This is a genomic window from Nitrospira sp., from assembly GCA_037045225.1.
Classification (GTDB): Bacteria; Nitrospirota; Nitrospiria; order Nitrospirales; family Nitrospiraceae; genus Nitrospira_A.
Genome location: JBAOHZ010000009.1, coordinates 2,173,461 through 2,198,283, shown reverse-complemented (window position 1 = coordinate 2,198,283; position 24,823 = coordinate 2,173,461). Strand labels below are relative to the sequence as shown.

Sequence of the window (24,823 nt, the reverse complement as noted above, 5' to 3'; positions counted from 1 at the left end):
TCACGCCGGCCGTCACTCGTGCCGGAGCACGCTCAACGGAGGCTGTCCGAGCAAGCGGTAGGTACTGAGGAATCCTACGACCAGGGTGAGCATGATGGTGCAACCCAGCCCGATGCCCAGCAACGAGGGTTCCAGCGACCAGGGCAATTCCAGGATATAGCGCAGAATCGCCCACGAAAAGAGACTGGCCAGACCGACGCCGATCACCCCCGCCACACAACCCAATAGGGCATATTCCGCTGCAAACGACCGGGCAATCAACGTACGGGTCCCGCCGAGCGCTTTGAGAATCACCGCCTCATAGAGACGACGATACCGCGTGGCCGCCAGGGCCGCCGACATGACCAGAGCCCCGGCCAACAGGCAAAATAGAGCCACCGCACGAATCGCCAGAGAGAGACGGTCGAGCACCCGCGCGAAACTGCTTAACACTTCGCCGATGTTAATGGCCGTCACATTGGGAAAGGCGGCGACCACAGCCGATTGAAGCGCCACTTCATCCTGTGGGGACACCCGCACCGTCGCGACATAGGTCATCGGCGCGCCATCCAATGCGCCCGGTGAAAAAATCATATAAAAATTCGTGGAGAAATTGCCCCATTCGACCTTTCTGATACTACTCACCTCAGCCCGCATGATCGTTCCCTGGATATTGAGGTCCAGAGTGGTGCCCACATCAATGCCAAGGCTCTTTGCCGCCTCTTCTTCGACGGACACCTGCGGGCGCGCGAATACTTGCCCCGTCTTCCACCAGGTGCCTTTGACAATTGTATTGTCTTTAGGCAGTTGATCCAGAAAGGTCAGCACATACTCACGATTCACATACCAATTCTTCCGCTTCTCTTCTCGCGATTGACCGGGCTGGTCCTCCTGTTCGGACTCCCGCTCAGCCGTAACCGCCTGCCCATTGATCGCATGCAATCGAGAGCGCACCAGCGGAGTCAGATCAGGAACCGCATCGCCGGTGCGCCGGTGAATCAAGGTAGAGAACCCCTCAGCTTGATCCGGCTGAATATCGACAAAAAAGAAGGTCGGCGAATCGTTCGGTCGGTTCTCGCCGACTTGACGCACCAAGGCTTGTTCCAGCAACGCGATCGCGAGAATGACCATGACGCCAACACCGATGGAGACCATCACTCCAAGGGTTTGCCCCCCCGGGCGGTGAATGTTGCCGAGAGCCTGTCGCAGAGAAAGTGCACGCGGGCTGGGCAATGCCCGTATCCCGAAGAGGAGTGCCTTCGCGGTCACGGTTAACGCCACCACAGCGACCAAGAGCCCACCGATGAAGAGACCTCCGATCGTCAGTGACCCGGCCTGCCACACCGAAAGCCCTGCCAGGCCAAGTCCGATACCGGTCGCGGCGATGGCACGAACGGGATCGGCAGTAATCAGCCGTACGGCCCGGGCCCAGACCGATGCGTCGTGGCGACCAGCAGGGCGGAGTGCGCCCTCCACTTCACGCCTGAAGATGACCGCCGGCTTGATGGTTCGAATCGTCAGGAGCGGCCACAGACTAAACAGCAGCGTGGTCAGTACCCCTAAGCCCAATCCCTTCGCAAGCGGCGCCAGCGCCGTCCACGACAGCACGGAGGTAAACTCCACCTGCTGCAGGACATCCGTCGCGAGCACGGTGGAGACCGCCTGCGGCAACACAGCTTGCAGCAGGAGTCCTATTCCAATACCGACCGCGCTGCCCAGCACCCCCAATCCAACCGCCTGCCCCAGATACGAATAGATGATGGTCTGTGTATCCGCGCCCAGTGTCTTTAGGATCGCAATCGACTGAAGCTTTTCCCGAACGAACGCCTGAATCGACAGAGCCACGCCAATCCCGCCAACAAACAACGCCGTCAATCCCACCAGCCCCAAGTACCGAGACAGCTGATCGAGAAACTGCTTGAGCTGTGGCTGCGCATCCCGATAGGAAGAGAGCCGTGCGGACTCCGCGGAAAGGCGGCCGCGGAGCTCATGGAGCAGCGGGGTCAGGGCCATGGAAGCGGGCAACTTGAGGAGATGCCGTTCGCGAAGACGACTTCCCGGCTTAACAAGGTCGGCAGCCAGGAGACCATCTTGGGAAACCAGGACCCGCGGCCCCAAGCTGAACATATTCGCCATTCGATCCGGCTCGGTGTGAATGACGCCGGTAATCCGGAATGACGCTTGTCCGATCTTGATCGCATCACCCACGACCAGCCCCAAACGAATCAGCAGACTTTCCTGAACCACGGCTCCATGGCAAGCTTCCCGACAGCTCGTTCCGGCCTGATGCAAGAGTTCCAGCAGGGGTTGATCAGGATCAACCCGTACAGTTCCGTACAGAGGATAGCCTGATTCGACTGCTTTCAATTCGACCAACTGCGTCACATTTTCCGCGCCCTGGGCGCGATCAACTCGAGCCACCATCGCGACCAACTCACTCACTCGTGTGCGCTGAATCCCGCGCGCTGCGAGGCGCTGAAGGACGAGCGACCCTGCCTCACTAACAGGTCTGGACAGGCGAATCTCCAGGTCCCCACCCAGCAGGCCGCGCGCTTCTTTCAGAACTGCTCGCTCAACATTACTAGAAAAGAGAGACACCCCGACAACCGCCCCGACTCCCAAGGCAATGCAGCCGAGAAAATACAGAAAGTGTCGCCAGGCCGAACGGAGTTCCCGCCAGGCCATCATGAGCCAAAAGGGAATCATGCTTCGAGGTCAGGTGTCCTATGGTGAAGTGACGCGAGGTGATCTGACTCCACCCGTCCATCCCGGAGCGTGATCACACGTTCCATGGATGCGGCCAAGTGCCGGTCGTGGGTGACTAAGACCAGAGTCGTCCCGGCATCGCGGTGTAAGGCCATGATCAATTCAATCACCTGCTGGCCTGTGGAGGAATCCAGATTGCCGGTAGGCTCATCGGCCAAGAGAATCGGCGGGCGACAGGCAAACGCGCGCGCCACGGCAACCCGTTGTTGCTCTCCCCCCGAAAGCTGGACCGGATAGTGCGACAGTCGATGTCCCAACCCGACCGCATGCAGCAATTCCGCCGCTCGCTTCGGAGCCTGTGAATCACCCGCAAGTTCAAGCGGGATCGAGACATTCTCCAACGCCGTGAGCGTGGGAATCAGATGAAACGATTGAAAAATATACCCGACATTGGCCAGGCGCAGTCGTGCCATCGCCTGCTCGCCGAGCGCCGTAATCTCGACCCCGTTCAGCCAAATAGTGCCGGATGTCGGTCTGTCGAGCCCCGCAATCAGGCCCAATAGCGTGGATTTGCCGCTCCCGGAAGGGCCGATAATCGCCACCGTTTGCTTTTCCGGAATCTCTATCGTGACATCATCAAGAATGGTCACCGTCTGACCACCTGCGTCCAGCTGCATCGTTACCTGTTGAGTCGCAATCATAGTGTGGAGGATTCCTCAATGGAGTACCCGCAATACGATTTCATATTATACTGTACAGATGCTGACCTGCTCGGAGCGTTTGAATTTTGTCGTGCGCCAGGGAACGGCCTGCCTCCTGGCACTGATCCTCGGCGGACTATCAGGATGCGATCAATCAAGTACGCCCACGGCTTCTTCCTCAGCCGACAACCTTGCACCCGCAACTCCCCCCTCCTCCGAGCGGACACCTCTCCGCGAAACGCCTCCGGCGACATCAATCCCGCCGGCTGACAATCGGCCCCGTATCATCGCGTTTGGAGACAGCTTGACCGCCGGCCTAGGAGTCATCCCGGAGCAGTCGTACCCTACCCAGCTTCAGAAACAACTCGATGCCCTGGGCTATCACTACCAGGTACTCAATGCGGGGGTCAGTGGGGACACGTCAGCAGGAGGACTTCGCCGTGTTTCTTGGGTCCTTGCCGGCAAGCCACGGGTGGTAATTCTCGAGTTGGGCGGGAATGACGGACTGCGCGGCCTCGGTCTGCCTGAAACCCGATCACACCTCGACGCGATCATCAGACAGTTACAGGACGCCCGCGTGCAAGTGATCTTGGCGGGAATGAAGCTCCCCCCAAATTACGGCGAAGAATATACCGCTCGATTCGAAGCAATGTATCGGGATCTCGCGCAGCTCCATGGGCTTCCACTCATCCCATTTCTACTTGAGGGCGTAGGAGGGGAGAAGTCGCTCAATCAAGCCGACGGCATTCACCCGACAGGGGACGGGTATCGTATCGTGGTCGAGAACGTGCTCAGGAGTCTGCTCCCCGTGCTAAAAGACACCTCGACCAACTCGTCAGCGAAAAAGAAAAAGACGTGAAACATCCTCTCCGCGATATCACGCGGAGGAACATTTCACGCCACAAGACTATGAAGCTGGTTAGCTCTTCTTGAAGAAGGTGTCGTAGACCCCAAAACCCAAGATCAGAGCGATCAAGGTGTAATACAGGCCCGTGATTCCACTGTAGTCCGGTGGACCTTCGCTCACATTGGCAAACGCACTGGTTGCCTGAAGCGCCACAATTCCACCAATCAATCCCGCCATCAGCTTGTTCATGATTTCCCCCTTGTAATCAAGGAATACCCAAAGAGGCCCGCATTGTACTGAAGGGAGCGGGGGTGGCGCAAGGGGGTTATAGAAAGAAGCGCGTGGGAGGGAGCGGTCTGGGAGGAGGACCTTCTTTGCAGCCGAGTGGCCACTCAGGACTTCCCTAACGACTTCAGCATCGACGACACATCTCGACAGGTATCGGAGAGCCCTTCTAATCGACGGCCCTTTTCCGTCAATAACCCTGCGATCGTCTTCACCTCGAGCTCGAACTGCTCGATTTGACGGGCCACGTCCGCTGTCTTGCTCGCCGCCACCTTCTGCTCCGTCACCTCACGCTGGAGGTCTCGACAAATGCCCTGGAGCGATTGTACTTCTTTCACTGAGGCATCCAAATCCTGCTTGAGGCGAGCCACAACCGCGTCTCTACTCCGAACATCCGCATCAAGCTCAACTTGCGCGACTTCGCTCTCCCGCCTGCGCTCATCCATCTGCTGGATCACCTGCGCCCAGGCCGATACGAGGCCCGGTCCGATATTGGGCTGCTCTGGAACCGGATGACCGGCCTGAATCGACTGAAGCACGCGTTGCATCCATTCCGTAAACTGATTCAATTCGCTCAACTTCACATCATCGGTTGACACCGCTCTAGCAGTCGGCCTCTCTGGTTCGAGGCGGGGAGCGGTGACCCTGGGCTTGGGAACGACTCGTGACGTCGACCAGCGCTGATACTCAAGAAGCGCAGCCACACCGTGTCGGCAAATCGGCGGCTCGGATAACGTGCACGAACACTTGGCTTCCAGATGGCCATCGATCAGACGAATGGTCTGTTCATACAATCCGGAGTTGCCCATGACCGACGACGTCAGCTCCGTATCGGACGCATCCGTCATTTGCACACGGCGTTCCGTCTGATATTGCTTTCCGATTTGAAACGCGTTGGGCTCCACCACTGAGCTAATCATGGCCGCTTCCAACAAACTCAGACGATCGGCCGAACACGCGATTCTCCCCTTCATAGTGCCACCTGTGGAATTATTGGTACCGCCGAGTCGTCCTTGCAGCCTACCGAGTGATCGCCGGAGTGTCATGGAATCACCACCTTTGACGTTCGTCTGTCCAACGAAACCTGAGTGTAGGACAGATTCTCGTGAACGGCCATCCCGCAGGCGGGGGGAATTGGGAAAAATGAATCGAGGCCGCGTAGTTGTGCGGCCACTGAAGACTCTTATCGGCAGCGTCGCGGAGGTCCTTGAGCCCCCTGGGGGGTAAGCCACACATAATCCGCAATCCCTTGTTGCATGGCCTGATAGAGCTCTGCGGCCCGTTCCCGTTCAAACGTGGCCATATACACCGTCACCTGCTGAAGCCCCTCTGGAACTCGTCGAGCCACACGATCCGGCACCGGCACCCCATATTGCACATGGCCTCCGCCGGTATAACTGAGCAGCGGACCCTGGCCGGGGCTGGCCTGGGCGCGTAACCGCTTCATCGCCGCAGCCAAGGTCTTCGCCATCCCCTCGTCCCTGACCATAGACGCTTCATACATGGTCTGATAGTCCTCGGGAGCCCCACCGCCGTGGCAATCCTGGAGTTGAGATAAAATCCGGGACCGGTAGGCAGGCGTATCCACAATCGCCTCCCCCTCCATGCCCCATTGACGCCATTCGGGCTGTTCCTTCGCTTGGACCAAGCCCTGCTTCACCACCTGCCGAATCAGGCTCTTCGGCGGATTCATGGCCAAAAGCGGAAGGTGTTGATCTTTCGCGAACTGCACCAATGGTTCGTAATCTTCGAAGGCTCCGCCCCAATTTTGTTTCCAGGCGACCTGTTCCAGGAACTCCACGCGGCTGCTCTGCGCTGAGCTCACGTAGCCGTCCAGAGCCGGTTGACCATCCCACCCAAACATTTCCATCGCAAGCCATGGCCGACGCCCCCGCCCCATAAGAGAGTGAAGCACCGTCAACGCCGCATCAATATGCGATCGATTGTGATGTTCTTCTCCCAGATAGATCACATCGTACGTGGCCAGGCCCTCCAACCACGCCTGCATCGGCACCGGGAGGCCGGTCTTGGCATCCACGACCTGACCCACCGCCCATTCATTCCACAGCTGATTCGTGGCCAGCAACGAGTGGTCCTTCGCCTGGCAGCCGACCATCAGCAGGAGACAACTCAGCAGCGTAAGCAATCGGCTTGGCACAAGAACGGCCTCCCGATGAATCCATGTCAGGACTGTAGCCATATCGTCTACCTAACACAGGGTACCGAACGTCGCAAGGCCGCGCTCTTGACTCCTTCCTGATCGGCCCGATACCCTGCCGAAACGCATCCAATAGCCTTCATCACCACATGCGAGCCGAGAGCCACAAACCGCTGACCGATTCATGCACGTCACCCCTGACAGCCTGACCGCCTTTCGAAAACAGGTCACATCAGCACGGTCACTGGATGCCACTGCCTGGGAGACTTCACGCCACCTCGTCCACGCAACGCACTGGCCAAGCACCTTTCGTGCGCTCCAGAAGGCCATTGAATCCTCGGCCGTCTCGAATGACATCAAGCAGGCCCTGGTCGCAGCCTTGCCGCCGGAGCACGAGATCGCAACCCGCCCCGCCTCCGCCGAATCGCTCAAGCTCCTGACGGGACTCTCGCCCACAAAAGCCTTGCGGGCTCTGTGTACTTTCTTCGGTGTGCGCTGGAACCAACCGACGAAATGGTCATTGCCGGCAGTCACACCAGACTCCGTCGACGAATTTATCCGCCGGCACCAGAATCCCTTTGACCTGCTGACACAGGAGTCTCCGGCTTCCGTCCTGGATCTGGGAGCCGGGGACCTCTCCCTTGCCGAAGAACTGGCCACGCTGTATGGGCCCCAATTAGCCGTGCAAAGCAGGCCCCTGATTCTACACTGCCTTGACCGGCTGGATCCCGTCTCGCAGCTGGGTGGCCCCTTGCACGCCCATCCGATCCGCCTGAACCGTCTGCGCTCCAAACCTGGCCTGGACTTTCGCTTTTACGGCGATCAAGACATGTTTGCACTCGACCCGCTCGAACAAGACCAACGTCTTGCCGGACGGTATCTGATCGTCACGTGCTGGGCGCCGGCCACCCCGACGTTTGCCTATGAACCTACGCGCCTCTCTCCAACCTGCCTGGCTGAAGAGCTGCGGCGCACAAAGGGAGAGTCCCGACAAGTCCGGCACGGCAAGGAGTCCGCCCTCGAAGTGCACCACGGCGGGCGGAACCTGCTCTTTCCGGCGTGGAAATTCGATATCCGCGGCCCGCTTGCCCTCCTGGAGTTGATGGCCGCACGCGGAGCGTTATGCGTCCTGGGAGCCGTTGACTCTCAAGTGTTTTGGGAGATCCTGTCGCAATTGATCGATGATCCGCAGGTCAGACCTCGTGACCTCATCCTGTCTACGCAGAATTTGTCCGAGGTCTTCGGAGACATCTACCACAAGCTCGCAGCGCTCCCGATCGGCGGATCCTGCCTATTATCCGACCTCACCCCCTTGCGTCGGACCTTTCCTTCGGTGCTACACACCCCTGCCGGCCAGACTGCACCCTACCGATTCCGACAGGTCATCATTCAACGCGGCGCTCTGTTCGAAGGCGTTCCAGCCAGCAGCACCGCTCGACGGTTTGAGGGGATGGTGGAAGAAACTCCCCCCTGGTTCCTTACGCTCGTTCCGGAGTCAATCCAGACCGCGTGACAGGCGCACCAACGTCGCGTTACCGCGGCCGGCCATACAACTCCCGCCTGAATGTCCGTATAAATTGACGGTCTCCAGACCCTTTGTTAGACTTCTGGCATAACACCCCTGGTGCCGACTGTCACCCTCTTCGAAACATCCCAACGTGAATTCTGCCCAATCTATCAAATCGTTACAGGACAATATCGCGCAGGTCATCAAGGGCAAGCCGCAGGTGATCGAAATGGCCGTGGTCTGCCTCCTGGCGCGCGGGCATCTCCTGATCGAGGATGTCCCCGGCGTCGGCAAGACCACGCTGGCCCATAGCCTCGCCCGCTCCCTCGATTGCTCCTTCAAACGCATCCAATTCACCAGCGACCTGCTACCATCCGATATCGTCGGCATTTCCATGTTCAATCGCCAGAAACAAGCGTTTGAGTTCATGCCGGGCCCGCTGTTTGCCAACATCGTCCTGGCCGATGAGATCAATCGGACAACACCGAAAACTCAGAGCAGTCTGCTCGAAGCCATGAGCGAAGCCCAAATCTCCGTGGATAACCAAACCTATCCCCTGCGTCAGCCGTTCATGGTCATTGCCACACAAAATCCGGCGGAATACCACGGCACCTTTCCGCTTCCGGAATCTCAGCTCGACCGATTCCTTATGCGACTTCGCATCGGCTACCCGACTCCGGATGAGGAAAAGAAAGTGCTGGATCGCCCCCAGCTACTGCACCCGGCCGACGACATTCAACCGGTACTCAGCGCGCAACATATAGTCGATCTTCAAGCGCAGGCGGAAAAGGTCCGGATGGAAGACAGCCTGATGGACTATCTCCTCGCCATTGTGTCCGCCACCAGGCACACCACGCTGCTGTCACTGGGCGTGAGTACGCGAGGGGCTCTCGCGCTGTGCAGAGCGGCGAAAGCCCTGGCCCTGGTGCGAGACCGGACCTATTGTCTCCCCGAAGACATCAAGGAACTCGCACCAACCGTCCTCTCACACCGCGTCATGTTCAGTCGCACCCAGGGGATGCGCACCAACACCGTCGAGCACACAGAACGGGTCATTCAAGACCTGCTTGAGACGATCCCGGTTCCCGTGTAACAACTGCCGGGCACCGACACCTGGCATCGCGCAACGTCACGATCAGACCATCCGGTACGCAGCCAATTATCACCATGGCAGCCAAGAGCCTCCAGACGCTGGTCCGTCGACTCTTCCGCGACCGCACCATCCGCGTCACCACGGAAGGCACCCGCTTCCTCTTGTTGACCTTGGCGGTTGGGATCGCCGCCGTCAATACCGGCAATAATCTGTTCTACCTGCTGCTGGCCATGATGCTGAGTCTGGTCGTGCTGTCCGGGTTGCTGTCGGAACAATGTGTGCGGCGACTGGATTTCCATCGTCACCTGCCGGACTATCTGTTCGTCAATCAGCCGGCCACCGCAACACTTCGAGTCGCCAATCACAAACCACGTATCCCGAGCGTCTCGCTCCGGCTGTTCGATGTGGTTGCCGGGAACGATCTCGATCGTGGCATTCACCTCACGCACCTTGCGCCCGCATCATCAACCCTCTGCTCATACCCGCTACTGGTGCGGCAACGCGGACCATACCGGCTAGACGGGATCCGTGTCGTCACTCCGTTTCCCTTCGGCCTCTTTGACAAGAAATCGTTTTATCCACTCGAAGCGACGCTCATCGTTTGTCCGGAGATCATCTCCCTTCCGCCACTCCAACTGCAGACATTGAATGCCCTGGGGCAGGATCACGCCCTGGCGCGGCGAGGCCCCGGAAATTCTCTGTACAACTTGCGCGAGTTCCGACACGGAGACGATTCTCGCGCCATTCATTGGATGACCACGGCACGGACCGCAAAACTCATGCTCAAGGAAACCGAGGCGGAAAATCGACGATCGATCACGCTGGCGATCTTAACCGTCGCACCGGACGAGGCGGCACACAGGTTCGAGCGGGCGCTCTCGATCGCCGCCTCCCTTATTGATCACTATCTCAAAGACGGGTACCAAGTCCGCTTGGTACTGGGCGACCAACAGGATCTTTGGGCCTGCGGGACCGACCAATCCCTGCCTCTGCTTCACGCCCTGGCGCTCTGCGAACAAGGGGCACCGGCAACGTGGACCGTCGTTCAACAAGCCATCGCCCAAGCGCTTGGAGAAGGGCACGAGGGCCCGACGATTCTACTTTCTCCCTGGGCGGATCCGGCACGACGCAGCGAAATGCCATCGGTCGACTACATCATGTCTCCTGAGTCACACAGGGATCTCTTCGATGACGCTGGATCGAGCGTTTCGGCTTAGCTCCATTCTGCTGGCGGCAACCGGATTCGCGAGCCTGACGCTCTCGATTCCCTTACCGTTCTGGCTTCTCACCTTGGCAGGCGCCGCCTTCACCGTGGCGCTGCTGCGCGTGAATCCCACATCGGGCGTCTCCGGAGTCGTCCAGCATCTCCGCTTCTCGGCCCTGACATGGAATATTTTCCTCCTCCTGGCCTTCGCAGGCTTCTGGATCGATCTGCTGCTGGTCGCGCAGGACCTCCTCCCGGCCGGGATCCATTTCCTCGTACTGCTCCTGGTGAACAAACTCTGCAACCTCGACCAGCGTCGAGATTTTTTGCACCTCTATGCCATTAGCCTGATTACCCTCCTCGCCTCAGCCGCCATGACGACCCAGATTTGGTATGCCCCCTTCTTCTTGGTGTATCTGGTGGCAGGCGTCTGGACGTTGCTCCTGTATCACTTGCTGCAGGAGCGGGAGGAGGGTGTCAGCCACCACGCAATCGGCACTCACTCCGGAGAGACGCACTCGCCACTGCCGCGCATTACGCCCCGCTTCTTTTGGACTACCAATGCCATGGCAGCCGGCGCATTCGCCCTCACCGTACTCTTCTTCTTTTCGATTCCGCGGGTCGGGGTTGGCCTCTTGCAACACTCCCATGGGGAAAGCCTGCGCACGACAGGCTTTTCAGAACAGGTCGATCTCGGAGTCATCGGCCCAGTGAAGCAAGACCCCAGTATCGTGATGCGAGTGGAACTGCCGGACAGTCTTGGAACTCCATCTACACGGGAACCGCTCTATCTACGTGGCGTGGCCTACAACCGGTATGACGGAAAATCCTGGAGCAATAACCTGCCACTCCGTCGGATGCTCACGGAACTCCCTCAAGGGACCTTCACAGTTCGAACGCCCGGCACTAAACCGCCTCCCCAAGCACAGGCACTTCGCCAAGAGATTCTGCTGGAACCGCTCGATACGGCCGTGCTGTTCGGCGCCCCGCTTGCCTTCGCGGTCAAAGGTAATCTGCTCTCAGTCCAATCCGATCTCATGGGCTCCTTGCACCTGGCCTCGCCGTCCCATACCCGCGTTCAATACACCGTCTACTCCATGCCAACCAGGCTCAATCCGGCGGAGAGTGCCACCACCGCGGTGCTGTATCCGGAGTTTATTCTCCAGCAATACTTGCAGATTCCCTCCGTGAGCCCACAGATCGTCGATCTTGCCCATCGGGTCACTCAGCCGGCGACCAGCGTGTCCCAAGCCATCACCCTGATCCACAGGCACTTGCTAGCCAACTATCGCTACAACCTGGATGTGCCGTCGCTCCAATCGGCTCACCCGCTTGAAGATTTTCTCCTGACCCGAAAAACAGGATATTGCGAACATTACGCCACGGCGATGGTGGTCATGCTCCGCACCCTCGGAATTCCCGCCCGATTGGTCACGGGGTTTCTGGCGACGGAGTGGAACGAGTTCGGTGGCTACTACACGGTTCGACAACGGGACGCCCACGCCTGGGTGGAAGTCTATTTTCCAAAGTCGGGCTGGATCACGATCGACCCGACCCCTCCGGCTCCCGAGAGCATTGGACACACCTGGTGGCAATCTGCCGGGCAGGTGATGGACTCGGGCCGTCTTCACTGGGATCGCCTCTTTGTCCACTTCAGCGCAAACGATCAACTCACGGTCGTGCAAGGCATTCGGGAGAGTGGAGACGCCGTTCGGACAAGACTCTCAGAATTCCTCCACACCCTCTCCGCACAGAGCTCGGCGACGTTCACGCAATTCATGTCCGCCCTCACACGAGGCGGTATCCCGGAAACCGCCCTCTTCATCATCCTGGCATTGGGCGTGGTCTATGCAGGAACACTGCTGCTGCGCTCCGCTCGAAACAAGGCGTCACAGCCGGATGTTCTTTCACCCCATCAACGCGCCGTCGTCATGCTCTACACCAGCATGTTGGATTGCCTTGCCCAACGCGGCATTGTGAAATCAGCCAGCACCACATCCAGGGAGTTGCTTCATCAAGTGCAGGAGCGTTGGTCGGAGGCCTCGCCGGCGGTTCACGCCCTCACGCAGCTGTACACACAAGTCCGATTCGGCCACGCCCCATTCACAGCCGAGGACCATACAGTGGCTGCAGGCCTGCTGCGCAGGCTCCAGACACTGGACCCATCGACCACTCCCGCACGACAGCCATAATGGCCATCGATGCCCACACGTTCCGAGACTTCGCGCAGGAAAAGAAGCGTGAAAGGAGGGACGAGACCATGGGCCATGCGGCGTGCCTCCCACTCACACACAGGCCACACACAGGAAACCTGACCGGGCAGATGAAACTGGTGGCCTAACGGCAGCTCTGACTTGGGCAGCCGAAGTTAGACTACCGTTGCGGAACGCCCTAGGGATAAAGAGGGTGCTGAGAAGAAGTGTAAATTGGAGCGGGAAACGGGATTTGAACCCGCGACCCTCGCCTTGGCAATTCTGAAATGAGTAATTTTGTAAGGGCTTGATTGAGCCGTGGTTTCCCCTATTTTCCCTGGCAGTGACTCAGTTTAGGCGCTGTCTATTAAGTCGATAGGTTCTGGCAAGTTTGATACGTTCTGACGAGTTCTAGCACAAATCTAGCACACAGCTGTGGGGTGAACCCCTTCGCTGAGACAGTTGGGAATAAGCATGTCTACATTGGTGTTCCACACTCCATCTTGATCCCGCAGGTTGGTCTTCTGGTAAGTGATACACCGTGGCCGTTCCTTGCTCGGACGGAACAGAGACAGTCGTAAATTGCGCTGCCATTACTGATGCGGACTGGCTCCCAGAGATTGAGTGGCATGCATGAGCAGTTCAAGAAGGACTGCTGATCTGTCGTGGAACACAATCTGTCAACAGATGCCCGACCATTTATTCAACCAATGAACGGATTCGCTTCGCTGCCAAACCGATCGCGTGGCTCAGCTGTCATCCCCACGAGGCGAATCCCGTACCCAGTACACATCGGCCGAACGGGAACCGCGTGCGGCATCGTGAGATCATCTTCTACTTCATTGTGACGCCCTCGCGAAGTATGTAGCCATTCTTTAAAAATCATCCCGCTCCTCCGTCACCCTCGCCACCTCCGCCCGTGACGCTGTTGGCAATCATCCGCCAGGAAATACTGGGATTAAGCGTGACTAGGGCCATATGTCCGTATTGGCAAGACAGTAACATTCTTGTATACGTTTACAGTCTTCATACGTAGTCATTCGAGCGAACCGGTTCGTGCCGCGCCAATCGGCCGCCACCGGAAGAGGGGTCGATGAGACGCCGCGCGATCGTGACCACGCTTTTCACAGCCCTGCTCGCAATGAGCCTGTCGAGCCTGGGAGTCGGCGTCCTGCAGGCTCAGATGGTCCTCTTCGGGCCGACCACATACACCCGCACCGCCGGGGCACCTAACCAGTTCACCGATACCTTCACATTGCCGGCCGGGCACGACCGCCCCGTATACCATCCACATCGTCAATGGCAATGCGGACGGGACCAAGCGGGTGTCCTCTGGGACCATCAAGCTGAACGGCAGCCAGATTGCCGGGCCTAACGATTTCGGTCAAAACGTCGCGGTGATCGACCGGGCCGTCACATTGCAAACGAACAATACACTCGAAGTCCGCCTCACCAGCGCACCCGGAAGCGTTCTCACGATCAGTGTCTTGGATACCGGCGCCGGGTCTCAGCCAGCGGCCATGACGCCGAATCCGCTGAACCTGGCAGCCGGTACGACCGGCACGTTGACCGTCACCTTAGCGCCAGCGCCCACTGCCGCCGGATCGTTGATGGTGAGCAGCGCGAATCCCGCGGTGGCCACCGTGCCGGCCTCCGTGTTGTTTACGGCCGGTCAACCCACTGTATCCATCACCGTGACGGCCATCGCTGCTGGTTCGACAACCGTGACCGCTACGCTCAATGGCGGGAGTGCAGCTAGCCAAGTCACCGTGAGCCCCGCCATGCCCACCATTACCGGCTTCGCCCCGACCAGCGGCCAGCCGGGGACATCCGTGACGGTCACCGGCACGAATTTCATCAATGTCCAGACAGTTACCCTCAACGGCGTCTCATCCACGTTTACGGTGACCAGCCCGACGACGCTTATAGCGGTCATTCCACCCACGGCTACGACCGGTTCCCTCACGGTACAGACTCTTGCCGGCACGGCCACCAGTGCGACCAGCTTCACCGTGATCCCGGCCCCGACCATCACGAGTCTTCAACCGGCTACGCTGTCCATGCTTCAGGGTAGCACCGGAACCCTGACGGTCAGCCTTGACGCCGTGCAAACGGCCGACACAGCGGTGACGCTGGCGTCCAGCACTCCAACAGTGGCCACGGTGCCGGGCAGCATCACGGTTCCAGCTACCCAACTCAGTGCCCCGATTGCCGTCACCGGGGTGGGACTCGGTCAGGCCGATATCACGGCCTCACTGAACGGTACCAGCGCGACGAGCACGATCACCGTCGCACCCGGGTCACCAAGCCTCACCAGCGTTAGTCCCTCGACTGGTCCGGTCGGAACTGTGGTAACCCTCACCGGGACCAGTTTCAATCCGCTCTTAGCGAGTAATCAGGTGATGATCGGTGGGAGGCCGGTGGTTGTGTCGTCGGTCAACAGCGCCGGAACCACCATGGTCGTCACGATCCCGACCGGCGTGACGAGCGGCCTAGTCACGGTCACCACGCCAGGAGGTACGGCAACGAGTACGCAGGGCTTCACGATCGTGAGCCCCGATTTCACGGTGTCAGCCTTGCCTGATCCGCTCACAATTCCAGCCTTCGGCCAAGGTTCCTTCTCAGTTGGCCTCACCGGCACCAATGGATTCAGTACGCTTACCGCACTGGCTGTGGCGAATCTTCCGGTGGGAATGACCGCACAGTTCTCGTCAGATGCTCTGGCGTCCGGCCAGGCAACCCTGCTCACATTGACCACCGGTGGGACGACACCGGCGGGGACCTATCCCATCACGATGACCGCCACGAGTGCGATTGATGGTGTGGCGACGCCACGGTCCGTGACGGTAAACGTGCAAGTGTTGGCCACCGGGTTGACCACCTTGTCCGGTCAGATTCGGAATGAAGATGCCGAACCGGTCAAGGGAGCGCTCATTACAGTAGGTGGTGCGCAGGTAAGTACCGATGAGGGCGGAAATTTCCTCCTGCAGAATCCACTGGCCGGTGCCAATCAACTCCTGCTGATCGATGGGACGCCGGCATCCACGCCGGGTAAGAATTTGCCGGCGATTCCCCTCACCGTCACCATCATCGCCGGACAAGCCAATGCGCTCAGGTACACTCCCTATTTGCACTTCCAGAAGACGACGGGATTGGTGAATATTGCCAATAGTGCCGTCGAACGCCTTGTCACTGATCCGGACCTGCCTGGCTTCCAATTGCGCATTCCAGCTGGTGTCACGATTGTCGGGTGGGATGGCCAGCCGAACACCCAGATGTCCGTGCGCCGCGTGCCGATGGACCGTCTGCCGGTTCCCCCGCCTCCCGCCGATCGTGTCGCCGGAGCCGCCTATATGGACTACTTCGACAAAGTTGGAGGCGGCACACCGTCTGAACCGATTCCTGTGACGCTGCCGAACGACCTTGACCTGCCCCCAGGCGCGCAGGCGGAACTGTGGTATTTCGACGAAGCACCGGACGGCTCCCGGCCCAATCAGTGGGCGCAGTACGGCACGGGCACGGTGTCGACCGACGGCAGCCAGATTGTGCCGGATATCGATCCCGCCACCGGGAAGCCCTATGGGCAGCCGCGCTTTTGCTGCGGGATCAATATGGCCGCGATCTTAGAAACGGCCCGCCAATTTTATTTTGGCGGAGGCGCGCCGAGCCCAGGCGGCGACATTGGTGGCGATCCGGTGGATTTGGCGACCGGACTCCTCATGGTCACGAAAACCGACCTGATGCTCCCAGGCCGTCTGCCGATCGCACTCACCCGCTCCTACCAGACCAACGGCACTGTGACGGGCCCGTTTGGACGAGGCACGACGCATGCGGCACAGATGGCCGTCCTGATTCAAGGGAACCAGCGTATCGTACGCGTGGGCGACGGCCGTCGATTTGCGTTCACGCAGCAACCGGACGGAGCGTTTCGCAATACGACCGATGGACTCATGCAGGGAGCGGTGTTGACGGAGCCCGGTGGAATTCCCACGCTGCGCTGGAAAGATGGGGCACGGTGGGTATTCGGCGCCTCGGTGAATCAACTCACCCGTGGGCTGACCCAACAGATCGATCGGAACCAAAACGCGCTCACCAACGTGTGGAGCGGCCAGCGCATCACGGCGATCACCGGACCGGATGGCCGCCAACTGACCTTCGCCTACGACGCCTTGGATCGCATCACACATGTCACCGATCCTCTCGGGCGAGCCGTGGTGTATGCCTACGACGCAGCGGGGAACCTGGCCACAGTCACGGATCCGCAAGGAGGCACCACCCGCTATACCTACGACAGTGCAAATCGGCTGACGACGATCTCCGATCCCACCGGGGTGGTATTCCTTCAGAACTTCTATGGTCCTAGCGGCCGTGTGTTGCGGCAACTTCAAGCCGACGGCAGTGACTATCGATTTCGGTATCAGCTGACCGGAGCAAGTTCGAGCGGCGGTGGCTGTACCAATCTGACGGGAAACGTCGTCTCAGTCACCTTGCCATTTGTGCCCTGTCCGACCATCGATTCCTGGGAGAACTTCCAAGCGGGCTATACCGTAACCGGCGGGACGATCACGGAGACAACCGTCGTGGACCCGCGCGGCCATGTGACGACGACACGCTTCAACGGCCGCGGCTATCGGACCAGCGTCACCGATGCGCTAGGCCAGACGAGTATGGTGCAGCGCAACGCGGCCAATCAAGTCGTCACCTCCACCGACCCCTTGGGTCGGATCACGGCCTTCGACTACGATGCTGCGGGGAACGTCATCATGATCACCGATCCCAACAACCAGACCACCCGGTTCGAGTACCATCCCACGTGGAATCGTGCCACGAAGATCACCGATGCCCTTAACCACATCACCGCCTTCACCTACGACCCGGCGAACGGCAATCTCCTCACGGTGCAAGATCCGCTGAACCATGTGACCAGCATCACGTACAACGGCTTTGGGCAGCCGTTCTCGGTGCAAGGGCCGATCGCGACCGAGCCGCCGACCACCTTCGCCTATGATGCAGTGGGTAATCTCATCACCACGACTGATCCGTTGGGGAATGCGACGCAGCGGACGTATGACGTGGTCTCGCGGCTCCTCTCCCTCAGTGACCCCCGCGGACTCGTCACGCAGTTCCGCTACGACGACTTAAATCATGTGACGGATATTGCCGACGCCCGGCAGGGGCTGACGCGATTCACGTACGATCCGAACGGGAATCTGCTCACGGTCACGGATGCCAAGAATCAGACGACGACGTATACCTATGATGAAATGGATCGCCTCAAGACCCGGAAGGATGCGCTGAACCGGCAGGAAAGTTATCAGTATGACGCCGCGGGCAATCTCAGTCAGTTCACCGACCGCAAAGGTCAACAGACTACTTTTGCCTACGACCCGCTCAACCGCCGTATCCAAGCGACCTATCCCGATGCGACCACGAGATTTACCTATGATGCCGTGGGACGGCTTATGCGCGTGTCGGATACGGCTCCGGGAGCCGGCGCGATCGACTTTGCCTATAATGTGCTGGACCGGTTGATCCAGGAGACAACAGGCCAGGGGACGGTGAGCTATCAATACGATGTGCTCGGTCGTCGAACGCAGATGATGGCGAATGGATTGGCGCCGCTGACCTATCAGTACGATACGGCATCACGCCTCACACAAGTGGCGCAGGGGTCGCTCGCCGTGGGTCTGGGGTACGATGCGGCAGGGCGCCGAACAAGTCTCACATATCCCAACGGCACCACCGCGAGCTACACCTACGACAATGCGTCGCGACTGACGAATATTCTGCATCAAGGGCCCAGTGGCGTGATTGAGAATCTGGCTTATGTATACGACGCGGCGGGGAATCGCACGAGCCTGACACGTAACAATGGAACCGCATCATTGCTTCCGTCTGCCGTGGCTTCTGCCACGTATGACGCAGCCAATGAGCAGACATCCTTTGGTGGTCAGATTCTTGAGTACGACACCAATGGGAATTTAGAGAAAGAAAAAGACAACGGAGGGACGCTGTTGCGGCAATACGCTTGGGATGCCCGTAATCGGCTGGTTGGCATCAGTGGCAACGCCCCGGCGACTTTCAATTACGATTCTTTAGGACGTCGAATTAGTAAGACGATAGGTAGCCAGGCCACACAATTTCAATACGATATCGATGACATCGTTGCCGAAATCAGTGGCGGAGCAGTCGGAGCCGCGTACCTCCGTGGCCTAAATCTGGACGAGCCATTTATCAGGCAGACCGCAACAGGGAACGAACATTACCACACAGATTCTCTCAGCAGTACCATGGTGCTCAGTAACAGCAGTTCCACGGGAACGACCAGCTATGTTTACGAGCCGTTTGGTCGAACGACGTCAAGCGGTGCGTCTTCGAATCCATTTCAGTACACCGGTCGCGAAAATGATTTGGCAAGTATCTACTACTACCGTGCACGGTACTACTCGCCCAATTTGGGGCGGTTTATGAACGAGGATAGAATTGGCTTTAGCGGGAAAAGCTTGAACCTATATTCTTACGCATCGAATAGTCCGCTGAGGTTTTCAGACCCTTTGGGCCTGTGGAGCGCAGAGGCGCATCGCCTGTTTTTGGAACATAGATTCGGAGAAATTTCCGATGAACTTCTAGCTCAAATGAAACAGGGGAGTCAGAGCGTAGATCTGCCAGCAGGCCAGTTGCCAGGGAATGCTCCACAGCACGCGATGACCCCTCTAAGCGGAGATAAGAAAAAGGCCTTTAGGGAAATGTGCGGCTTTGTTAAAGACCAAATGGATTTGTTCAGGCGCTATCTCAACAACGGTTCGCCAGATCTCGCTTATTTCCATCTGGGACGAGCATTGCACCCAGTAATGGATTCAACCTCTCCTCTTCATCGGGGCTTCCAATATTGGCCCGGACCAGGTGCCACTCAACACGGGGAAAGAGGTGAGGGTGTAAAGGACATAACGCCAGAACTTGAAGAAGAAACTCTTGGATTAATGAGCGCTGTGGCTAGCGGAGATTATTCAGTGCTGAAATTTGGCTCAATGAGTTGCAATAAATAGATGTCTGACTCCAAGAGTGTAAAACACAAATTGTAAGACGAAAGAGTAGGAGGACTGAGCACAGGACCATTCGCTCAGGGAACCGAAATGCAATTCGCAGAGATACGCTTAAAGAGTAACGACCCCAAAGGAATCTGTGTCATTGGAATTCTAAGCGGTCTTCTGTTTGCATGCCCCACATTGGCATACGCGCACGACATGAGCTTCCCGTTCTACGTTGTCCCTTGGTTTCTGATCATGATCTTTCAGATCTTTTGCTTGTACAGAATAGTTGGTTTGAAGGAGATGGAGGGCAGGCGTGTTGCGGCTAGTCTTATTTATTCCATTATTCTAGGGACTCTATGGTGGTTCATATTTTATGGGTTTCAGGTGGAATCACAGTCTTTTCTGGACTTGGCGCCAGGATCTGCTCGCGAAAAGGAGTACCGCAGGTTTGATACCGGACCTACCATTGAGGGCAGGCAAACTCACCAGTATCACGCATTTCAGAGCACGTTTGGTTCTGATCTAGCGGGCGGTCTTCATCTCATGTTTATTTTTGGAGTTCCTATCCTACTGCCGCCATTCCTTGCATGGGGTCTATATCGCGCTCTCAAGTCAGAGGACAGAAAATAGGGTCAGGCTGGATTTCCGATGATGGCCGTAGCTGAACGACACACGATGAGTATCGAAGGAAGCGTGGGCGCAACTGATCGTGTGACGACGATCACAGACGCCCTCAATCAGGTCACCGAGTTCACCTACGATCCGGCCAACGGAAATTTATTGACGGTGAAAGATCCGCTCAACCATGTGACGACGATCGGGTACAACAACGTCGGCCAGCCCACGTCCGTCCAAGGTCCCATCGCCACCGAACCACCGACGACCTTTGCCTACGATGTCCATGGCAATCTCCTCACGACGACGGATCCGTTGGGGAACCAGACGCAACGGACCTACGATGTCGTCAGTCGGCTGCTCAGCCTCACCGATCCTCGCGGGCTCATCACCCAGTTTCGGTATGACGGCCTGAACCGCGTGACCGACATCGCCGATGCCAGACAGGGGCTGACGCGGTTCACCTATGATCTCAACGGCAATCTCCTCACGGTCACGGACGCCAAGAACCAGACCACGGCATACACGTATGACAGCATGGATCGGCTCAAGACGCGCAAGGATGCCCTCAACCGTACTGAAACCTACAGCTACGATCCCGCCGGCAATCTCGCCTCCTTCACCGACCGCAAAGGCCAACAGACCACCTTTCAATACGACCCCCTCAACCGCCGCATCCAAGCCACCTATCCCGATGCCACCACACGATTCAGCTACGATGCCATAGGGCGGCTGACCCTTGCTGCGGACACCGCGTCCGGTGCGGGCGCGATCGACTTCAGGTACGACAGCTTGGACAGACTGATCCAAGAAATCACCGGCCAAGGCGCAGTCGCCTATCAATACGATGTGCTGGGTCGCCGCACCTCGATGTCAGCCAATGGGCTGGCCCCGGTGGGTTATCAGTATGACGCCGCATCACGCCTCACACAGGTCGCGCAAGGGGCATTGACGGTAGGCCTGGGCTATGACAACGCGAATCGCAGAACGAGTCTGACCTATCCGAATGGGACCAGCACGAGTTACGCCTACGATGTGGCGTCACGGCTGACGGACATTACGCACAATGGCCCGAGCGGACTGATCGAAGCATTGACCTACACCTATGACCGAGCGGGAAATCGGACCAGTCTCACGAGAGCAAACGGGACAGCGAGCCTCGTGCCGCAAGCGGTCCACTCGGCCACCTACGATGTGGCGAACGAACAGATCTCGTTTGCTGGTGCCACGCTAACCTATGATCAAAATGGCAATCTGACGAATGACGGCATGAATAGCTATACCTGGGATGCGCGGAATCGTCTCGCCGGGATCAGCGGGGGTGCAACCGCCAGCTTTTCGTATGACTCATTGGGCCGAAGGATCAGTAAAGCGATCGGGGGCGAGGCGGCACAGTTCGCCTATGACAGGAATGACATTGTTGCTGAAATCAAGGGCGGGGCGGTTGGGACGACGTATCTTCGGAGCCTCAACATCGATGAAATGTTCGGATTCTTACGACAGGACGGGCCCTACTTCTCCATCTACGATGGGTTAGGCAGTACGCTCGCGCTGACCAATCAAGCCGGTTCCTCTGCCGTTCAGTATACCTACGACCCGTTCGGAAAAACGCAATCTGCGAATCCAGCCTTTTCCAATCCATTCCAATTCACCGGTCGCGAAAACGATGGCAACGATTTGTATTACTATCGAGCAAGATACCTCTCGCCAAAGTTACAGAGATTCGTTTCTGAGGACCCGATAGGTTTGTTCGGAGGAGATGCCAATCTTTACGCCTACGTCTGGAGCATCCCAACAATATTGGTGGACCCGCATGGTCTAGCAGGCAAACAGCAAGAGCCACATTTCGATCCGTACAGACACGGTGGACCTCACTTCGACCTGCCCCAAGGCCGGTATGATGCCGAGACGTTGAAGCCGATACCGCATAAGGGGGCAACCCCGCCTGAGCTGACCCGAAATCAGATACAGTCTCTAAAGGTAAGCAAAGCATATAAGCAGTGGTTGAAATTTGCCAAGCAAGCAGGAAAGGTTGGCGGAATCGGGCTCGGGATATTCCTCGAATTGGCAGATCCCGCTGAGGCTGGTGATCCTGATCTAGACACAATCGACCTTGGTCAGAGGAAAACAGAATAGAAAACAAATCGAACTCGGGAATAACTCTGAAATGGGCAAACTGCGGCGGCGTGGCAACAAGAAAGAAAGATACGAATTTGTTTCGGCATATCCGGTAAAAAAATATAGATGCGGCCTGAAAGCGGGTGACCGACTTCGAATCAAGAAAAGAATTGTAATTAGAGACCACACAGGAAAACCTACTGGGAAAATCCATCCGGCAGGAGAGGTTTGGACAGTATTGCCAGGGGCAAAAGACAATCCAACACTTGTGTGGATTCGCCAAGCAGATGGCAACAGGCATACCTGGGACGATGACGAGTCAATTTTCAGAACGTTTGAACTCATGAAGCCGTTAGATCACAGAAAAAGAAAGCCAGCGGGTCAGAGCTCTGCAGGAAAAGCTAGAGACCTCGGTGAAGCCATGAGGCACCAGTTCGGTGAAATCATTGGTGAACGCCAACTGAATAGAGCCGGTGCGCGGAGTAGGGATCTGACGGTAACCCTGGGAAAACCACGAAGAAGCAAAGACGGTGACTGGGAATGTGCCTTCCGAATCACTGGCTTGGGAATTCAATACGGATATGGTGTAGATGGCATACAAGCTCTGATTACGGCTCTTGATGGGATTCGAGTCATGTTGGAACGAAGTGCACAACGATTCTCGTGGTTGGGGGGTGATCCGGGTTATACAGGGTTTGATCGCTTCGTTACCACATCGCTTGGAGAAAAGTTCAACAAGCGACTAAATCTGATAATAAATCGCGAAATAGCCAAGTTTGTGTATCTCCTTGAACGGACACACCAGAAAAGAAAAACAACAACGAGAAAAAAAAAGCTGCTCCCGCCTGCCCAGTAGAGGGAGATGGATGGGGTGGGTGGAAGAAGAAATTTTTTATATGTGGACAGTTGCGGCGAAGACGATTCGATCCACAGGCTGGTGGCTGCCCCCGTTGCTTGTCGTGACTCTCCTGTCTGAGCCCTCCGCAGCTCAGGCTGATCGTTGTCCGGATCGTTCAGACTCATTCGATGGGCGTCATGATCGGATGACTTGCATGGTGGACAGTGAATCGCACACCGCTGTCTTCCTTCATCTCGAAATCCGCTGGCAGTTGGTTGTGTGGACTACCACGCTGGTGTCCCTCCAGATCAGACCGCCCCGTTGGGTCAGACCACCACCTTCACCTACGATCCGGCCAACGGCAATCTCCTCACCGTCGCGGATGCGAAGAACCAGACCACCACTTATAACTATGACAACATGGATCGGTTGAAGACGTGCACGGATGCGCCAAACCGACATGAAAGTTATCAGCACCACGCTGCAGGAAGACGTACGGCACTGACGTATCTTGATAAGGACCAGCACCAGTACGCTTAGGATATCGTATTGGGCCAAAGCTGGTGCCAGAAATGATTCTCTATAGTCTGGCTCAATTTGAACAGGGCGTGTTGAGGTCAGCCGAATGAACAGGTTCCCTTCATATAGTGTTGCGAGATTTGGCCTGATGACTCTGCTCTGCGCGAGTCTTTTGATGCCGACGGCCTTATCTGCCGACACCGCGCAATATTTCTACGATGAGTTGGGCCGACTGGTGGGCGTGATCGATGGGCAAGGACAGGTTGCGGTCTACACCTACGATGAGGTCGGTAATCTCCTCGCCATTCAACGGTTCACGACGACTGGTGCGGGTGTCGGGCTCTTTGTCGTTGCACCAGGCAGCGCACGCGTGAACACAGCGGTGACCATTCACGGCTTCGGCTTTACTGCTCCGCCTTCGAGCAATCAGGTGTCGTTTAACGGTGTGGCAGCCACCGTCCTTTCGGCGACGGGGACGAGTCTGGTCGTGAATGTGCCGGTTGGCGCATCCACGGGCCCTGTTACGGTGACGAATACGAACGGTACCGCCACCAGTTCCTTGGCGTTCACCGTGCTGATTCCGCCCGTCATTGTGAGCGTCATGCCCAATAGGGTCCCGCAAGGCAGTACGGTTCAGCTTGTGGTCGGGGGATTTAACCTGGGAAATACCCCTGTCATCACGTTCGCCCCTTCCAATCTCACGGCCACGGTGGTGCAGGGGAATAACCCGCAGGAAATCACCATGAATGTGACGGTCCCGGCGTCTGCGCCACTGCAAGCCTATACCTTCTCAGTTGACACGCTTGGTGGCACGGCGACCAGTGGAGCCGTGACGGTCACTGTCACGCCCGCGCAGTCATCATCTGCGGTCGCGAAGGGAAGTGTGTTTCGCCATGGGCCGTCAACGGGTTCGTCATCGAGTGTGACCATGGGGAGCGTCCTCCTCGACGGGCCCCATACCGGTCCGTCGTTCGGTGTGGCGAAGGGTAGCGTGCTGTTGCCATGAGAGAAGCCCGTCAGGGTTGTTGTT

Annotated in this window: 15 protein-coding genes; 10 read left to right on the top strand and 5 right to left on the bottom strand. The window is 57.7% G+C overall.

The features are described from left to right. Positions 1 to 12 precede the first annotated feature (12 nt). A complete protein-coding gene (locus V9G17_11120) occupies positions 13 to 2,685 on the bottom strand; it encodes an FtsX-like permease family protein (GenBank protein MEI2753142.1) in 2,673 nt (890 codons plus the stop codon). Beyond that, positions 2,682 to 3,386: an ABC transporter ATP-binding protein gene (locus V9G17_11115; protein MEI2753141.1), complete on the bottom strand. Its 705-nt coding sequence runs from the start codon at positions 3,384 to 3,386 to the stop codon at positions 2,682 to 2,684. Before V9G17_11115 ends, V9G17_11120 begins: the two co-directional genes overlap by 4 nt. Positions 3,387 to 3,444: 58 nt before the next feature. On the opposite strand from V9G17_11115, the gene V9G17_11110 reads away from it, so the two are divergent. Continuing rightward, positions 3,445 to 4,245 carry an arylesterase gene (locus V9G17_11110; protein MEI2753140.1) on the top strand — a complete coding sequence of 267 codons (801 nt, stop codon included), beginning with the start codon at positions 3,445 to 3,447 and terminating at the stop codon, positions 4,243 to 4,245. Positions 4,246 to 4,305: 60 nt separating this feature from the next. On the opposite strand, the gene V9G17_11105 is transcribed toward V9G17_11110, so the two are convergent. The 3 genes from V9G17_11105 to V9G17_11095 form a co-directional block, all read right to left on the bottom strand. Continuing rightward, positions 4,306 to 4,482, bottom strand: coding sequence for a hypothetical protein (locus tag V9G17_11105; GenBank protein ID MEI2753139.1), 177 nt, complete (start codon positions 4,480 to 4,482; stop codon positions 4,306 to 4,308). Between the two features lie 143 nt (positions 4,483 to 4,625). Next, complete coding sequence (locus V9G17_11100; protein ID MEI2753138.1) at positions 4,626 to 5,492, bottom strand: hypothetical protein; 867 nt, start codon at positions 5,490 to 5,492, stop codon at positions 4,626 to 4,628. A gap of 209 nt (positions 5,493 to 5,701) precedes the next feature. After that, the gene (locus V9G17_11095; GenBank protein MEI2753137.1) at positions 5,702 to 6,718 is read right to left on the bottom strand and encodes a ChaN family lipoprotein; all 1,017 of its coding nucleotides are present in this window, start codon (positions 6,716 to 6,718) and stop codon (positions 5,702 to 5,704) included. A gap of 142 nt (positions 6,719 to 6,860) precedes the next feature. Between V9G17_11095 and V9G17_11090 the strand changes: the two genes are divergently transcribed. The 9 genes from V9G17_11090 to V9G17_11050 all read left to right on the top strand — a co-directional run bounded on the left by V9G17_11090 (position 6,861) and on the right by V9G17_11050 (position 24,799). Then, on the top strand, positions 6,861 to 8,189 hold the full coding sequence (locus V9G17_11090) for a hypothetical protein (protein ID MEI2753136.1): 1,329 nt from the start codon (positions 6,861 to 6,863) through the stop codon (positions 8,187 to 8,189). Between the two features lie 145 nt (positions 8,190 to 8,334). After that, positions 8,335 to 9,276 (top strand): MoxR family ATPase, encoded by a 942-nt coding sequence (locus tag V9G17_11085; protein MEI2753135.1) that lies wholly within the window; start codon positions 8,335 to 8,337, stop codon positions 9,274 to 9,276. Between the two features lie 74 nt (positions 9,277 to 9,350). Then, positions 9,351 to 10,493, top strand: coding sequence for a DUF58 domain-containing protein (locus V9G17_11080; GenBank protein MEI2753134.1), 1,143 nt, complete (start codon positions 9,351 to 9,353; stop codon positions 10,491 to 10,493). Continuing rightward, positions 10,465 to 12,672 carry a DUF3488 and transglutaminase-like domain-containing protein gene (locus tag V9G17_11075; GenBank protein ID MEI2753133.1) on the top strand — a complete coding sequence of 736 codons (2,208 nt, stop codon included), beginning with the start codon at positions 10,465 to 10,467 and terminating at the stop codon, positions 12,670 to 12,672. The genes V9G17_11080 and V9G17_11075 overlap by 29 nt, the downstream gene beginning before the upstream one ends. 1,325 nt (positions 12,673 to 13,997) lie before the next feature. After that, positions 13,998 to 19,718, top strand: a complete 5,721-nt coding sequence (locus V9G17_11070) for an RHS repeat-associated core domain-containing protein (GenBank protein MEI2753132.1) — start codon at positions 13,998 to 14,000, stop codon at positions 19,716 to 19,718. Positions 19,719 to 20,378: 660 nt separating this feature from the next. After that, complete coding sequence (locus V9G17_11065) at positions 20,379 to 22,454, top strand: RHS repeat-associated core domain-containing protein (GenBank protein MEI2753131.1); 2,076 nt, start codon at positions 20,379 to 20,381, stop codon at positions 22,452 to 22,454. A 31-nt stretch (positions 22,455 to 22,485) separates the two neighbouring features. Next, positions 22,486 to 23,292, top strand: coding sequence for a hypothetical protein (locus tag V9G17_11060; GenBank protein MEI2753130.1), 807 nt, complete (start codon positions 22,486 to 22,488; stop codon positions 23,290 to 23,292). Positions 23,293 to 23,553: 261 nt separating this feature from the next. After that, positions 23,554 to 23,814, top strand: a complete 261-nt coding sequence (locus tag V9G17_11055) for an RHS repeat domain-containing protein (GenBank protein MEI2753129.1) — start codon at positions 23,554 to 23,556, stop codon at positions 23,812 to 23,814. A 127-nt stretch (positions 23,815 to 23,941) separates the two neighbouring features. Further along, positions 23,942 to 24,799, top strand: coding sequence for an IPT/TIG domain-containing protein (locus V9G17_11050; GenBank protein MEI2753128.1), 858 nt, complete (start codon positions 23,942 to 23,944; stop codon positions 24,797 to 24,799). Positions 24,800 to 24,823: the final 24 nt, after the last annotated feature.

What these genes read in the sequence shown, in the direction of transcription:
- V9G17_11060 (MEI2753130.1), top strand. Translation starts at nt 22,486, where the DNA reads ATGGGCAAACTGCGGCGGCGTGGCAACAAGAAAGAAAGATACGAATTT.
- V9G17_11120 (MEI2753142.1), bottom strand. Translation starts at nt 2,685, where the DNA reads ATGATTCCCTTTTGGCTCATGATGGCCTGGCGGGAACTCCGTTCGGCC.
- V9G17_11065 (MEI2753131.1), top strand. Translation starts at nt 20,379, where the DNA reads ATGAGTATCGAAGGAAGCGTGGGCGCAACTGATCGTGTGACGACGATC.
- V9G17_11075 (MEI2753133.1), top strand. Translation starts at nt 10,465, where the DNA reads ATGACGCTGGATCGAGCGTTTCGGCTTAGCTCCATTCTGCTGGCGGCA.
- V9G17_11110 (MEI2753140.1), top strand. Translation starts at nt 3,445, where the DNA reads ATGCTGACCTGCTCGGAGCGTTTGAATTTTGTCGTGCGCCAGGGAACG.
- V9G17_11100 (MEI2753138.1), bottom strand. Translation starts at nt 5,492, where the DNA reads ATGAAGGGGAGAATCGCGTGTTCGGCCGATCGTCTGAGTTTGTTGGAA.
- V9G17_11115 (MEI2753141.1), bottom strand. Translation starts at nt 3,386, where the DNA reads ATGATTGCGACTCAACAGGTAACGATGCAGCTGGACGCAGGTGGTCAG.
- V9G17_11105 (MEI2753139.1), bottom strand. Translation starts at nt 4,482, where the DNA reads ATGAACAAGCTGATGGCGGGATTGATTGGTGGAATTGTGGCGCTTCAG.
- V9G17_11095 (MEI2753137.1), bottom strand. Translation starts at nt 6,718, where the DNA reads ATGGCTACAGTCCTGACATGGATTCATCGGGAGGCCGTTCTTGTGCCA.
- V9G17_11090 (MEI2753136.1), top strand. Translation starts at nt 6,861, where the DNA reads ATGCACGTCACCCCTGACAGCCTGACCGCCTTTCGAAAACAGGTCACA.
- V9G17_11080 (MEI2753134.1), top strand. Translation starts at nt 9,351, where the DNA reads ATGGCAGCCAAGAGCCTCCAGACGCTGGTCCGTCGACTCTTCCGCGAC.
- V9G17_11050 (MEI2753128.1), top strand. Translation starts at nt 23,942, where the DNA reads ATGACTCTGCTCTGCGCGAGTCTTTTGATGCCGACGGCCTTATCTGCC.